This is a genomic window from Vibrio sp. B181a, from assembly GCF_030248375.1.
GTDB classification, from domain to species: domain Bacteria; phylum Pseudomonadota; class Gammaproteobacteria; order Enterobacterales; family Vibrionaceae; genus Vibrio; species Vibrio campbellii.
In genome coordinates this window covers 85,990-100,207 of sequence record NZ_JAHGAD010000011.1, presented here as the reverse complement: position 1 = coordinate 100,207, position 14,218 = coordinate 85,990, and the positions used below count along the sequence as shown (strand labels likewise).

Genomic DNA, 14,218 nt, shown 5'->3' with positions numbered 1-14,218 from the left:
TACAGGTAAGTAATTTTCGACAAGGTTTGTCATGTCAGCGAAACACCCAATCATTGCGGTTACTGGTTCGTCCGGTGCCGGTACTACCACCACTTCTGAAGCCTTCCGCAAGATGTTCAATATGATGAACGTCAAACCAGCGTGGGTTGAAGGTGACAGCTTCCACCGTTTTACACGTCCAGAGATGGATGTCGAAATCCGTAAAGCGCGTGAGCAAGGCAAACACATCAGCTACTTTGGGCCACAAGCCAATGACTTTCCGGGCCTAGAAGAGTTCTTTCGTCAGTTTGGTGAAGATGGCACTGGTAGCGTGCGCCGCTATCTGCACACCTTTGATGAAGCCGTTCCATACAACCAAATGCCGGGCACCTTTACACCTTGGCAAGATCTGCCTGAAAACAGCGATGTACTGTTCTACGAAGGTTTACACGGTGGCGTGGTGGATGGCGATGTTAATGTGGCGCGTCACGTTGATTTTCTGATTGGCATGGTGCCAATCGTGAACTTGGAATGGATTCAAAAGTTCGTTCGTGACACGCGCGATCGTGGCCACTCAAGAGAAGCGGTAATGGATTCGATCGTGCGCTCGATGGACGATTATCTGAACTACATTACCCCGCAATTTTCTCGCACACATATCAACTTCCAGCGTGTACCGACCGTTGATACTTCCAACCCACTTAACGCCAAAGGCATCCCTAGTTTGGATGAAAGCTTCGTGGTGATCCGCCTACGCGGTATCAAGAATGTCGACTTCCCGTATTTGCTGGCGATGATTGATGGCTCATTCATGTCTCGCCATAACACCATTGTGGTTCCAGGCGGTAAGATGAGCTTTGCAATGGAGCTCATAGTGAGGCCGATTCTGCAGCAACTCATCGAAACTGGGAAAATTGGCTAAAAACCTCGTTAATTGAGTGTTTACTTTTCATACCGTGATCATGTGCACAGTTTTGCTTACAAAATCTCAATCATGGCACGATTAAAATCAAGAAATCGTTTCCGAAAAAGGATACTATTTCTAACCGAAACACAAGAGAGCTTGCAGCATATAAAAAGTGCTCTTATTCTAGTAAGCCAATTCAGGCTTAGCTAAAATATGGATAGCGCAAGCGTACCCTGCAGAGGAAGTGAGATATTATGGTTCTAGGTAAACCTCAAACCGACCCAACATTAGAGTGGTTTCTTTCACACTGTCATATTCATAAGTACCCATCAAAGAGCACGCTAATTCACGCGGGCGAAAAAGCAGAGACTTTGTACTACATCGTTAAAGGTTCTGTTGCGGTTCTTATCAAAGACGAAGAAGGTAAGGAAATGATCCTTTCTTACCTAAACCAAGGCGACTTCATTGGTGAGCTTGGTCTATTCGAAGAAGACCAAGAGCGTACAGCTTGGGTTCGCGCTAAATCTCCTTGTGAAGTGGCAGAGATTTCTTTCAAGAAATTCCGTCAACTTATCCAAGTTAACCCAGACATCCTAATGCGCCTTTCTGCGCAAATGGCTCGTCGTCTACAAGTTACTAGCCAAAAAGTGGGTGACCTAGCGTTCCTAGACGTAACTGGTCGTATCGCTCAGACTCTTCTGAACCTTGCTAAACAGCCAGATGCGATGACGCACCCAGACGGCATGCAAATCAAGATCACTCGTCAAGAAATCGGTCAAATTGTTGGCTGTTCTCGTGAGACAGTAGGCCGTATCTTGAAGATGCTAGAAGAGCAGAACCTAATTTCTGCGCACGGTAAAACTATCGTTGTTTACGGGACTCGTTAATCTCGATTAACGTTTAAAAAATTTAAAAGCCACCAAATGCAAGTTTGGTGGCTTTTTTGTTTTTAAGAGACGAGAACGGAAGACAAAGAATCGAGAACTGGGAACGCTGCGCTTCGGGATCGGACTTCGTCCTTCGAGATATAGCCCTCTCAGATTCCGAGGGTTAAAACCTCCCGCAGCGAAGCGTTCCCGCATCTAGAGGGCGTAGCCCGTTCTCGCCTCTTCTTTAACCGTTAGTACTCTCGAAGATCTTATCTGCCGATGCAGCCACAAATCCTGGGTACAACTCACCGTTATCCATTGGGTAGCGCTTAGCAAACTCGTAGAAACCTCCGGGAATCACCTCAACGCCTTCAGTGAAGGTCACTGGCACTTTGTCTGCCATGGTCGACGATTGCTCTAGTAGTACCTCTGGCGTGCCTTTTACTTCACCGCCATTCTCGTTGATGGTAAAGCCTACTGTGCGTAGGTGGTCGTTCACTTGCTTCACTTCTTCATGCTGATTGAGTTGATTCACACTCACTGTGAAGTGGTTCGCTCCGTAACCATGCGCTGCAAGCCAAGAAGCGTATTCACTCTCTTTCGCCAAGGTTTGGAAGTCAGCATAGCTTAGGTCCCACAAACGTCCGCCGTACAAGAAGTCACTGCCTGTCAGTTTAGAAGCATCAACCTGCTCTACCAGTTTATGAACGATGGCTTGTAGCTCTAGTGAGCACTCATCCACTTTCAATTCACTGATGAAGACTTTTGGCTGCTTCGGATCTGGGTGCTCAAAATGTTTTGCCACCAGCTTTTTGCTTTCAAATACGTAGTCACCACAGGCTTTGTAACCCACCGCCAAGAATGGCTTCGCTAACGTTTCAATGCCTAGGGGAGCGACATTAAACGTACGTAGCGCAATATGGTCATTAATCAGAGGCTCATCTTCTTGAAGAAGTTGATGGACTTTAGCAGCAGAAGGGCACAGACGTTGAATGTAGTCTTGCCATAGCGGTTCAAATAACACATCGGGCGTCATAACGACTCCTTGTTATGAAATGTAGAGTTAGGGGTAAGAAGAAGTTGACCGCTCGTTCACAGCCCGTGGGCTGTCCAGAATCACGAACGAGCGGTCATCAACCTGTGACGGTATGTGCGGCATAAGTGCCAGTCAGTCAACACGCGCTGGAGAGTCTTAAGCTCGCCTTTGGCGTTTGCCAGCGCGCTTACCAGAATCCTAACTTGGTAAATAGCTCCGGCAGAGAGAAACGGCGATACTTTGTCACCGCTTCGTATTTCTCTATTACAGGCTTACACCTGGGCTCAATGTTGCAGGCAAGACCGTCTCTTGTCCTTCCATTGATGCCATTGGGTACGCACAGTAGTCTGCTGCGTAGTAAGCACTTGGACGTAGGTTACCTGAGGCACCCGGACCACCAAATGGCGCATCACCACTTGCACCCGTTAACTGACGGTTGCGGTTCACGATGCCGGCACGAATGTGGTCCACGAAGTATTCCCACTCTTGGTCGTCGGTTGAAACCAGACCTGCCGATAGACCAAAGCGCGTATCGTTCGCCAGTTCTACCGCTTTCTCTAGCCCTTCGTAGCGTACTACTTGTAGAAGTGGACCGAAGTACTCTTCATCTGGCAATTCGGCAATGTTCGTCACATCGATGATGCCTGGAGAAACAAACGCCGCCTCGCCCGCTTTCGCTTCAATCAAGCTTTCGCCACCCAGTGATTGCAAGTTCGCTTGTGCATCGAGAATGAACTTGGCTGCCGCTACCGAAATTTGCGGTCCCATGAATGGCGCAGGCTCTGCAAATGGTTGGTCTACACGAATATTGCGTGTCGCTTCCACCAACTTAGTAATGACTGCATCACCCTTGTCGCCAAATGGAATGTACAGACGACGAGCACAGGTACAGCGTTGTCCTGCACTGATGAAGGCAGATTGGATGATGGTGTAAACCGTTGCGTCTAGGTCGCCGTAGTTATCCGAGATAACCATCGGGTTGTTGCCACCCATTTCAAGCGCCAGCATCTTACCCGGCTGACCAGCAAATTGACGATGGAGAACATGACCTGTGTTTGCACTACCAGTGAACAGCACGCCATCAATGCCTTTCGCATCCGCCAGCGCAATACCAGTTTCTTTTGCGCCTTGGACTAGGTTAATCACACCTTTTGGTAGACCAACCTCTTCCCACAACTTCATAGCAAGTTCACCCGTCCATGGCGTTTGCTCAGACGGTTTGAAGACCACGGTGTTACCTGCCAGTAGTGCTGGCACAATGTGGCCATTTGGTAAGTGACCTGGGAAGTTATAAGGACCAAACACCGCCATCACGCCTAATGGGCGATGACGCAATACAATTTGGTTGCCCGCGGCTTCACGTGCAGCTTCGCCAGTACGATCGTGGTAAGCACGAATAGAGATCGCGATTTTACCTGCCATTGCAGCCGCTTCAGTGCGAGTTTCCCAGATTGGTTTGCCCGTTTCTTTGGCAATCACTTCGGCGATTTTTTCGCTGTTCTCTTTTACTTTCTCGGCAAAAGCCAACACGATAGCCTCACGTTCTGCAAATGGGCGCTTCTTCCAATCAACAAACGCTTCACGCGCCGCAGATACCGCTTGGTTAACCTGCTCTGCTGTTGCGCCGTTGCCTTGCCAGATCACTTCTTGGTTGTAAGGCGACAGAGACGTAAATGCTTCACCCTGACCTTGTACCCATTCACCTGCAATCCAATGTGTCATTGTTTCTATCCTTAAATTCTGTCGTCAGTTACTGCGGAAGAAGGCGAACAAAGTCCCCTTCCTCAACCAAGAGTGCATCCGCCAATTCTGGGGCTAGCACTACGCTTTGCGTTTCTGCGTCATACGCCGCTTTTGCAGCGGCGGCACGGAAGTTCTCGAATGACGAGTTACACATCAAGAAGTCTTTTGTGCTGGTGTGCTCCGAGATTTTGACTTGCGCGCGGAATGAGTGGCGTACCGATTCGATATTGCGTAGGTCACACTCCACCGTTGGGCCACCATCGAAAATGTCAACGTAGCCACGGTTGGTAAAGCCTTCACGCTCAAGCAACTTCAATGCTGGACGCGTGTTATCGTGCACTTTGCCAATCACGGCTTGTGCCTCTGGGCTCAGTAGGTTGATGTAGATTGGCAACTTCGGCATCAAGTCGGCGATAAAGCCTTTCTTGCCGATACCTGTTAGGTAATCCGCAAGCGTAAAATCGATAGAGAAGAAATGCTCTTGAAGCCACTGCCAGAATGGTGAATTACCTTCCTCGTCTGAAACACCACGCATTTCAGCAAAGATGGTTTCCGAGAAACGTTCTGGGTGCTCTGCCATCATTAAGAAACGACACTTGGACATCAGGCGCCCGTTCAAGCCACCACGGAATTTCTCACGTAGAAATAAGGTACAGATTTCACTGTTACCCGTGTAGTTATTACCAAACGTCAGCAACTTCACCACGTTGTTTACGCCAAGCTTTGGTGACGAGTGCACCACTTTGCTGATGTGGTAAGAATAAAAAGGCACATCCCAGCCGATCGAAGCTTCAATACCTGTGGTACCTGCGACTTCACCAGTTTCAGATTCAAAGCCCACCATTAGGTAGCCTTCATCACCGGCTTCGTTCACGTCAGGTTTGCCAAAACTGTATTCTGAGTGCTTGATTCGATTGGTTAACAGTTCTTCGTTAACCGGTAGAGATGTAAATCCATGACCTGACTCAACCGCACAGGTGTGCAGCGCGTCATAATCCGACATTGCGATAGGGCGAACTACTAGCATCAATACTCCCTCCAGATGCAAGAAGATCCTAACTATATTGTAGGAACAATACCCCCATCAGAGATCCTTGATGGGGGTTTTTAGGTTGACGATAAGCGGAGATCGCGCTTAAACCAGCGTAGCGATCGCTTTATCCAGCTTAGCCAAACCTTCTTCGATTTCTTGTTGTGTGATAACGAGTGATGGTGTGAAACGTACGACATTGGCACCCGCAACCAATACCATGAGACCTTGTTTACCTGCAGCAACCAGTACGTCACGCGCACGACCTTGCCACTCTTCATTCAGTGCTGCACCAAGCAGTAGACCTTTACCACGCACTTCAGAGAAGATGTTGTATTTCGCGTTAATCTTCTCCAGACCTTCACGGAACATCGCTTCACGCTCTAGTACGCCAGCCAATACTTCTGGTTTTGTCACTTCATCAACAACCGCTTCTGCAACCGCACACGCTAGTGGGTTACCGCCGTAAGTTGAACCATGCGTGCCCACTTTCATGTGCTCAGCCAGTTTTGCCGTCGTTAGCATAGCACCGATAGGGAAACCACCACCCAGTGATTTCGCTGTGCTTAGGATGTCTGGCGTGATGCCTAGACCTTGGTATGCGTAGAAGTGACCCGTACGACCGTTACCAGTTTGAACTTCATCGAAGATCAACAGTGCGTTGTGCTTGTCACACAGTTCACGAACTGCTTGAGCGAACTCAGGTGTTGGTGGAATGATGCCGCCCTCACCTTGCAGAGGCTCCATCATTACGGCACAAGTGCGATCCGACATGTGTGCTTGAAGTGCTTCGATATCGTTGTAAGGAAGGTGTGTCACATCGCCAGGTTTAGGACCAAAACCGTCTGAGTAAGCCGCTTGACCGCCTACTGTTACCGTGAAGAAAGTACGACCGTGGAAACCTTGTTTGAATGCGATGATTTCAGATTTCTCTGTACCATGAACGTCTGCTGCGTAACGACGTGCTAGCTTTAGTGCCGCTTCGTTTGCTTCTGCGCCAGAGTTAGCGAAGAACACGCGCTCAGCAAAGCTGACTTCTGTTAACTTCTTCGCCAATCGCAGTGCTGGCTCGTTAGTCATAACATTACTTAGGTGCCAAAGCTTGTTACCTTGCTCAGTCAATGCGTTCACCATAACTGGGTGACAATGACCAAGACAGCTCACCGCAATACCACCAGCAAAGTCGATGTATTCATTTCCGTTCTGATCCCAAATGCGTGAACCTTCACCTTTTACAGGGATCATTTCCATCGGGTTATAGCAAGGTACCATTACCTCATCGAATAAACCGCGCTCTACTTTGTTTTCCGTTGTCATTGCACATTCCTTATTGATACCGCATGCCTAGCAGATAAGCGAATTTAACCGGCACTCTTTGCCAGCAAATAATGTTTTGCATTTAAGCTAATACGGCATTGTATTTACATTTGATTAACCATTTCAATAGTGATTTATTCTTTTCGCATCCAAGCGCAACACCTCATACTCACTATCTATGATTATTTATGCACCAAGAAACGCAAATAGAGAAGCAATTTTTTATAAAAACCATGTATGACAATGGCTAGAAAGAAATGAGAAAAATGAATAGACCCCACCTAATTGGCAGAACGCATAGTTTTGCATTCGCCTTCTCAGATAGAAAATATGAAGAATTTGTTAAGAAAGGTGATCGCGATCAGATCGTTTTACGCGCGAGAAAGTTTGCGAGTAGTTCGTGGCCTTGTTCTGTCTTAATTGACTCAGGATGAAACTGTACCGCGTCAATTGGCAGGGTTTTATGCTGGTAGCCCATGATTTCATCCATGGTTCCGTCAGTCAGCTCTGTCCAAGCGGTCAATTCAAACACATCTGGTAACGTGCCGTTTTTCACCACCAGAGAGTGGTAGCGGGTTACCGTCAATGGGTTATTAAGGTTTTTAAACACACTGCGACCGTTGTGACGAATTGGTGATGTCTTGCCGTGCATCACTTGTCGAGCACGTACGACTTCCCCTCCAAACACTTGTGCAATCGCCTGATGACCAAGGCAAACGCCCAAGATAGGTAACTTACCAGCAAAGTGTTCAATGGCTTGTAGAGAGATACCTGCTTCGTTAGGGGTACATGGCCCTGGAGAGATCACCAAATGAGTTGGGTTGAGCGCCTCAATGCCTTGGATATCGATTTCATCGTTACGCACCACCTTTACGTCTGCACCAAGCTCGCAGAAGTATTGGTAAAGGTTGTAGGTAAAAGAGTCGTAGTTATCGATGATCAACAACATAAAAGGTCGGTTGCTCCAATCCGTTTTGGCAATGCTTACGTAGTGAATCGCCACGTTCGTGACAATCAAGGGCGGTATTTTGCTATACCAAGCAAGAAAGGCAAGTTTTTGCTGAATAAAAAGGCCAGCATAGGCTGGCCTTTGGTCTTTACAGCTATTTAGGAACTGTTTGTCAGGAAATAAATTCGTTTAGCGGCGACGGCGGAATAAGCCTAGACCTAACAGCGCAATTAGCGCGCCAAAGCCAAATGAACCACCATCATCATCGTCTGATGGGTTCGTGCTCGACGGCTCTAGCGTAACATCGCGAGAATCGCTGAACTTAACCGTATTACCCGTAGAGTCTGTCACTTTCTCTTCTAGAACGTACTGACCTTCTGTTGGTGCTTTGTCGAACTCCACACTCACGCTACGAGCATCAATGTCCGCTTGTGTCAGAGTTGTACTCGCTTCGTAACCATCAGCATCAGAGGTTGACGACGCCGCTTGAGTTGCTTCCGTTAGGCTTACTGTCACGATGTCACCGACAACTGCGTTTGGCGGCAGGCGTACTTCCACTGCTAGGTTTTCACCTGAGCTTGGAAGGTCGATATCTGTATCTGGGAAATCAATCGCGATGATCACTGGATCGTGGTCAGACGCCGAGAACGCATCTTTGTACTTCGGCATATCACCGGTGTACTTGCTGCTGTATTCGAACAAGTTACTTTCTAGTGAGTTGATGTGCCAATCTTCAATCGCCACCACTTTTTGTGCCAAGCTGTTGCTAGCCAATGCGTGGTCTAGGTTACCTAGCTCACCAGAGTAGGTGTATGAGAAAGTGTCTGCGCCGTGAAGTACCGTATTCAGGTTATGGTAACCGTAGCCTTTTTCAATTTTGGTCTTCTCGACTTGAAGCTCACCACCACCAATGGTTGTGTAAGCAGCAGTGTAGATGTCACGGCCGTATTTCTCTTTCGAGTAATCGGTCAGTGTAAGCAGAGGATCTTCCATGCCGTAGGCGTTTAGGTCACCCATCACTAGCACGTCACCTTCAATGCCTTTCAGAGCATCACCCACAACGTTAGCAGCAGAAACACGGAAGTTGTTACAGTTACCTTGCAGATCCGCTGGCTCAGAGTCTTCTACGCCTGCGATCCACTCTTCAATACATTCAGAACCTTTCGATTTGAAGTGGTTAACAACAACAGATAGATCTTTACCTGTCTCTTTCACCGTAAAGGTTTGTAGCAAGCTATGACGTTGGTATTTGTCGTAAGCTGGGTTGCCTTCTGCATCGTCACCACGTGTAATGGTGTTTTCTTCGATGTGCTGCTCTGGCGTCACAATCACTTTCGCTGCTTCTTTTGGCGTCACTTCGTTTGCACGGTATAGGATCGCCACCATGATCGCATCACTACCAAAGTACTCATCTTGGTATTTGTCTTGATCCGCGATTTCAACGTAAGTGTAATGATCTTCTGTGTCTTCGATTTCAGCATTCAATGCATCCAACAAGTTCTTCACAGCACTGCTATCACCAAAGCCATTGTTCTCGACTTCCATCAGACCAATGATGTCAGCGTCCATCTTGTTCATCGCCGCAACGATTTTCGCTTGTTGGATCAGGAACTCGTCTAGGTTAGTCGCACCACGGTTTTGTCCAGTTGGGTTTTCATGACCACTGTCAGCCACAGAGTTGAAATAGTTCAGTACGTTGAAGCTGGCGATGCGCAAATCTGAATCCGCGATCGCTGGCGCATCTTTACGAGCCACGTCGAAGCCTTCACCTGAAGTGACGAAGTTGGTGTTATCGACTTCATTGGTCGCAATCAGGCGGTACTCGTTGTAGCTGTATGCCACCACGCCTTGTAGACCCTCTACTCGCGAACCAAGACGAATGTGCTGCTCAGAAGAGCCATCTTGGTCTGCGTCTTTAGCAAAATCTGGGTAGTAAGGAATTTGGCCGTTTGGTGCTTTGCCATCAGATTCTAGGTATACGCGGTTCGCTGCGTTGTCTTTTGCTAGCTCAACGGCTGCATCGCTCTCTGCTGCGTGTAATTGAGTCGGCTTAAACAATGGCGCTTCATGAGACAACATCATGTTGTTACGGCGAGAGTCGTAGTCGTAAGAGAAGTTGCGAGTTACAAACAAGTCACTTGCCGAGGTTAGTTCAACTTGCATACCTTCATGACGCTCTAGCGCATCACGCAGTGTCTCACCTTCTTTGATAACAAGATCGGTAACTCGAGGAATATCTGATGTGCCTGTTTTCACATAGCTGTTAGCATCAGAAGCTAGCTGAGTATTGCTGTAGTACTCTTGAACTTTACCTTTAACACAAACAACGTCACCAGCTTTCAGCGCCGTGTCTGCCGCATCAGTATGAATAAACAAGCCTTCTGAGGTCTTATCGTTGTTGTCACTTTCTAGTGCTTGTAGGTAGAAACCTTTGGTTAGGCCAGTGGTAACAGCAGTCACGACGCCCGTTACGAAATGATCTTCGTCAGTGATGTATGGGTAACCATCAATGAATGGAGACGTATCGCCTTCACCTTGAATATCTTGGATGGTAGTGAAGTTAGGTTGCTGACCGTCGACTTCACAAGCGAATGGTGCTGGTGGCTCAGTCGCATTTAGCTCACCAAGACCGTCAATATTGTCTTTCTCAAATGCTGTCCACTGAGATGCATCATAGGTAGCCGAAGGGGTTAGTGCATCACTGTTACGAACCAATGTGGTGTCTTTACCAAAATCTACGTCACCCATCACACCGATGATATCGTGCACTTCACCATCTTTAAGCAGTGCGATCGGATCGTCACCGTTAAAGTTCGTGACGCTTTTCTCCGTGTGATCTGCAACGGCTTTGATGGCGTCGCTAGCGTCACCATGCGCCAGTACATACACTTGGTTAGCTTGTAGCGTCACTTGGCTAAGATCGAATGTGCTGCTCCAAGTACCACCACCGTTTGATGATTTCGCCAGCTCGTAACCGGTTAGCGTTACCGCTGCATCACCCGTGTTCGCGATTTCCACCGCTTTGTTGTAGGAACCGCCTTCAACATACTGGGAGAGAATAATTTCTGCGTTAGCATTGGCACTAAGCGCGCTGGCAATCGTCAGTGCAAGTAAAGAGGGTTTGATTAACGTATCCATTGTCGTACCTGATATTTATTTAAATGCAAACTAAGCCCTGAGCAGAGCCCACCATTTGTGCCTACTATCAGGTTTATTTATGAAATAAATAAGAAACACCAGCAAAAGCCGTGAAATATATCACACGTGAATACGCAAAATTATGCCAGGGCTGCCCCTTTAAACAGCTTTTGTAACAAATACAGCAACTAAGGATATAAATATCAATAATTAGACTTATTACTCGGTTTTATAACACTCAGTATGTTATGTGAATGTATGAGTATTTAATCTGAATTCATTCCATTCTAGCAACGCAATTTAAAGCATTAATCAATACTAATTTAGAATAAAGGAAATTATTATTTCCTTCCTTTTTCAGTACGGTTAAAAATAACCTTTCTGTTATTTAAGATCTCAGATTTCTAGACATAAAAAAAGCTCCACCAATGGTGGAGCTTTTCAATTCTGAATGTTCTTTAGCAACTATGGGCGAGCAACAAAACCTACTGCTTCGTACGCTTTCTTCAACGTTTCAGCCGCACGTGCCGATGCTTTCTCAGCGCCTTGCTTCATCACTTCATTCATGTAAGTACGGTCAGCGCGGATGCGATGGTATTCAGCTTGAATTGGCTCAAGCATAGTCACCAACGCTTCACCAACGTCTTTCTTGAATGGACCGTACATTTCAACGCCTTGGTATTTCGCTTCAATCTCTTCAAAGCTCATGCCTGTTGCCGCAGAGTACAGACCCATTAAGTTAGAGATACCTGCCTTGTTGTCCCAATCGTGAGCGATACGCGGTGGCGTTTCTGTGTCGGTTTGCGCTTTGTTGATCTTCTTAATGATCGACTTAGGCTCTTCCAACAGCGTGATAACGTTCTTACGGTTGTCATCAGATTTAGACATCTTCTTGGTTGCGTCTTGAAGGCTCATTACGCGCGCGTTTACCGTCGGAATGTAAGGCTCTGGCACTTGGAAGATTGGCTGCTCTGGTGAGTAGATGTTGTTGAAGCGGTTAGCAATATCACGCGCTAGCTCTAGGTGTTGCTTCTGGTCGCTACCTACAGGCACTTGGTGTGCGCCGTAAAGCAGGATGTCTGCCGCCATCAGTACTGGGTAGTCAAACAGGCCAACGTTTACATCACCAAACTGGCTTGAGCTGTCGTTTGAGTAACGTGCAGATTTGTCTTTAAACTGCGTCATACGACCCAGTTCACCCATTTGGGTGTAACAGTTAAGAAGCCAACCAAGTTGAGCATGCTCTGGTACGTGTGACTGAACAAATAGCGTGCTCTTCTTCGGGTCAACACCAACTGCCAGACAGATCGCCAGTGCGTCTAGAGTCGCTTCATGCAGCGCTTTAGGGTCCTGACGAACCGTAATCGCGTGAAGGTCTACCACACAGTATTGGCAATCATAATCGTCTTGCATCTGCTGCCATTGACGTAGAGCACCCAAGTAGTTACCGATACTTAGTTCACCTGAAGGTTGAACACCACTCAATACAATGGGTTTGCTCATTAGAATGATTCCTTTGACTTCTTAATCTAATTAAATGAAAAAACCGTGCAGCGATAGGCGCACGGTTTACTCAGTGTACTCATTAACGAGTATTTTGGAAGCTCTTTTGTAGCCGTTATGCAGAAACCGCTACAACGTCCAATAATTCTGCCAAACTGTCAGCGACGAAATCTGGATTTGACGCTGAAATTGGCTCGCCATGGTTGTAACCATAAGTCAGACCAAATGAGGCGCAACCTGCATTCTTCGCTGCAAGAATGTCGTTCTTCGAGTCACCGACCATCAGCATTTCACTTGGCTGGATTTGGTGCTTTTCCATCAACCAGTTCAGTGCGATTGGGTTTGGTTTTTTCTCTGGGAACGCGTCGCCACCTAGCACATCAACAAAGTATTTTGCGATGTCGTGCTTTTCTAAAACATCTGGCACAAACTTCGAAGGCTTGTTGGTTACCAATGCCATAACAAAGCCGGCTTTGTGTAACTCTTCCAGTGTCTCTTTTACCGTTGGGTAAAGGTGGCTTAGTTTGTGACCGCTTTGATCATAGTAGTCATCAAACAGTACACGTGCTTTAGCACGAAGCTCTGCATTCAGATCTGGGTTGATGGTTAAGCTCTGGCTCAATGCACGACCGATCAACACGTCTGCGCCGTTGCCCACATAATCACGGACTTGCTCTTCTGAAACCGATGGAAAGCCAAGCGCTTGCACTGCTTGGTCAGCCGCGACTGCGAGATCTGGCACGCTATCAAGCAACGTACCATCAAGATCGAAGGCGATGAATTTAATATCTTGTTGAGTCATAACTTCCCTGAAGATTTTTATTTATAAATCGGTGAAAACGACAAAGGATGGCACCCCATCCTTTGTTTTTATCATTATGTCTGACTTTGCAGTAACTATTTGTTTATTAGAAGTTTGTCTAGCAATTACTTTGCTGCAATACGCTGACGAACCGCTTCAAACAAACAAATACCTGATGCCACAGATACGTTCAAACTTGAAACGCTACCAGCCATTGGGATCTTAATCAAATCGTCACAGGTTTCGCGAGTCAGACGACGCATGCCGTCACCTTCTGCACCCATTACGATAGCAAGAGGACCCGTCAGTTTTGCTTGGTAGATGTCGTGCGTTGCTTCACCCGCCGTGCCCACAAACCAAATGCCTTGCTCTTGCAGTGTACGCATAGTACGAGCCAAGTTTGTCACTCGGATCAATGGCACGACTTCAGCCGCGCCACAAGCGACTTTGCTTACGGTTGCGTTCATTGGTGCAGAGCGATCTTTCGGTACGATGATCGCCGCAGCGCCAGCTGCGTCTGCATTACGTAGGCAAGCACCTAGGTTGTGCGGATCCGTCACGCCGTCCAATACCAATAGTAGCGGTGATTCGTGCTGCGCTAGGATGCCATCAATGTCATTTTCATTAAGCTGTTTCGCCGCTTTAACACGAGCAATAATGCCTTGGTGGTTAGCACCGTTCGCTTTGTCGTCCAGCGTTTTACGTGTCATTTGTTGAATCGAAACACCACACACCTGAAGATCGTTCAGGATTGGCATTAGGCGATCGTCTTGACGACCCTTTAAAACATACGCTTCGATAAAACGCTCTGGTTCGCGTTCCAATACCGCCTTCACTGCGTGAATGCCGTAGATAAATTCGTTACTCATTGTTTAACCTGTTGTTCTGGTCGTATTGCCTGCGCCAATCTACCCGTTTAAATCCAGACTAGATTGGCGATTCAGC

11 protein-coding genes are annotated in these 14,218 nt (G+C 47.3%); 2 read left to right on the top strand and 9 right to left on the bottom strand.

The window, feature by feature from the left end:
• Positions 1-31: 31 nt before the first annotated feature.
• Positions 32-901 (top strand): phosphoribulokinase, encoded by an 870-nt coding sequence (locus KIO97_RS06080; RefSeq protein WP_005432770.1) that lies wholly within the window; start codon positions 32-34, stop codon positions 899-901.
• A gap of 239 nt (positions 902-1,140) precedes the next feature.
• A complete protein-coding gene (crp, locus tag KIO97_RS06075; RefSeq protein WP_005381432.1) occupies positions 1,141-1,773 on the top strand; it encodes a cAMP-activated global transcriptional regulator CRP in 633 nt (210 codons plus the stop codon).
• A gap of 226 nt (positions 1,774-1,999) precedes the next feature.
• Here the strand turns inward: crp and KIO97_RS06070 are convergent, their stop codons facing one another.
• The 9 genes from KIO97_RS06070 to rlmB form a co-directional block, all read right to left on the bottom strand.
• Positions 2,000-2,791: a DUF1338 domain-containing protein gene (locus tag KIO97_RS06070; protein WP_285381481.1), complete on the bottom strand. Its 792-nt coding sequence runs from the start codon at positions 2,789-2,791 to the stop codon at positions 2,000-2,002.
• Positions 2,792-3,055: 264 nt separating this feature from the next.
• Positions 3,056-4,513 (bottom strand): succinylglutamate-semialdehyde dehydrogenase, encoded by a 1,458-nt coding sequence (gene astD / locus KIO97_RS06065; protein ID WP_050914763.1) that lies wholly within the window; start codon positions 4,511-4,513, stop codon positions 3,056-3,058.
• 28 nt (positions 4,514-4,541) lie between these two features.
• A complete protein-coding gene (astA, locus tag KIO97_RS06060) occupies positions 4,542-5,561 on the bottom strand; it encodes an arginine N-succinyltransferase (RefSeq protein ID WP_012126464.1) in 1,020 nt (339 codons plus the stop codon).
• A gap of 108 nt (positions 5,562-5,669) precedes the next feature.
• Positions 5,670-6,881, bottom strand: coding sequence for an aspartate aminotransferase family protein (locus KIO97_RS06055; protein ID WP_005432766.1), 1,212 nt, complete (start codon positions 6,879-6,881; stop codon positions 5,670-5,672).
• 361 nt (positions 6,882-7,242) lie between these two features.
• On the bottom strand, positions 7,243-7,830 hold the full coding sequence (locus tag KIO97_RS06050; RefSeq protein ID WP_005532182.1) for an aminodeoxychorismate/anthranilate synthase component II: 588 nt from the start codon (positions 7,828-7,830) through the stop codon (positions 7,243-7,245).
• 189 nt (positions 7,831-8,019) lie between these two features.
• A complete protein-coding gene (locus KIO97_RS06045) occupies positions 8,020-10,968 on the bottom strand; it encodes an ExeM/NucH family extracellular endonuclease (RefSeq protein WP_285381478.1) in 2,949 nt (982 codons plus the stop codon).
• Positions 10,969-11,433: 465 nt separating this feature from the next.
• Positions 11,434-12,471, bottom strand: coding sequence for a tryptophan--tRNA ligase (trpS, locus tag KIO97_RS06040; RefSeq protein WP_010648934.1), 1,038 nt, complete (start codon positions 12,469-12,471; stop codon positions 11,434-11,436).
• A gap of 115 nt (positions 12,472-12,586) precedes the next feature.
• Positions 12,587-13,273, bottom strand: a complete 687-nt coding sequence (locus tag KIO97_RS06035) for a phosphoglycolate phosphatase (RefSeq protein ID WP_045370258.1) — start codon at positions 13,271-13,273, stop codon at positions 12,587-12,589.
• A gap of 125 nt (positions 13,274-13,398) precedes the next feature.
• Entirely contained in the window at positions 13,399-14,142 is a 744-nt protein-coding gene (gene rlmB / locus KIO97_RS06030; RefSeq protein ID WP_005432756.1) for a 23S rRNA (guanosine(2251)-2'-O)-methyltransferase RlmB, read from the bottom strand.
• Positions 14,143-14,218: the final 76 nt, after the last annotated feature.

Bases quoted from the DNA above. Each gene is read 5' to 3' on its own strand.
- astA (WP_012126464.1), bottom strand. From the start codon at position 5,561: ATGCTAGTAGTTCGCCCTATCGCAATGTCGGATTATGACGCGCTGCAC.
- KIO97_RS06055 (WP_005432766.1), bottom strand. From the start codon at position 6,881: ATGACAACGGAAAACAAAGTAGAGCGCGGTTTATTCGATGAGGTAATG.
- astD (WP_050914763.1), bottom strand. From the start codon at position 4,513: ATGACACATTGGATTGCAGGTGAATGGGTACAAGGTCAGGGTGAAGCA.
- KIO97_RS06070 (WP_285381481.1), bottom strand. From the start codon at position 2,791: ATGACGCCCGATGTGTTATTTGAACCGCTATGGCAAGACTACATTCAA.
- crp (WP_005381432.1), top strand. From the start codon at position 1,141: ATGGTTCTAGGTAAACCTCAAACCGACCCAACATTAGAGTGGTTTCTT.
- rlmB (WP_005432756.1), bottom strand. From the start codon at position 14,142: ATGAGTAACGAATTTATCTACGGCATTCACGCAGTGAAGGCGGTATTG.
- KIO97_RS06045 (WP_285381478.1), bottom strand. From the start codon at position 10,968: ATGGATACGTTAATCAAACCCTCTTTACTTGCACTGACGATTGCCAGC.
- KIO97_RS06050 (WP_005532182.1), bottom strand. From the start codon at position 7,830: ATGTTGTTGATCATCGATAACTACGACTCTTTTACCTACAACCTTTAC.
- KIO97_RS06080 (WP_005432770.1), top strand. From the start codon at position 32: ATGTCAGCGAAACACCCAATCATTGCGGTTACTGGTTCGTCCGGTGCC.
- trpS (WP_010648934.1), bottom strand. From the start codon at position 12,471: ATGAGCAAACCCATTGTATTGAGTGGTGTTCAACCTTCAGGTGAACTA.
- KIO97_RS06035 (WP_045370258.1), bottom strand. From the start codon at position 13,273: ATGACTCAACAAGATATTAAATTCATCGCCTTCGATCTTGATGGTACG.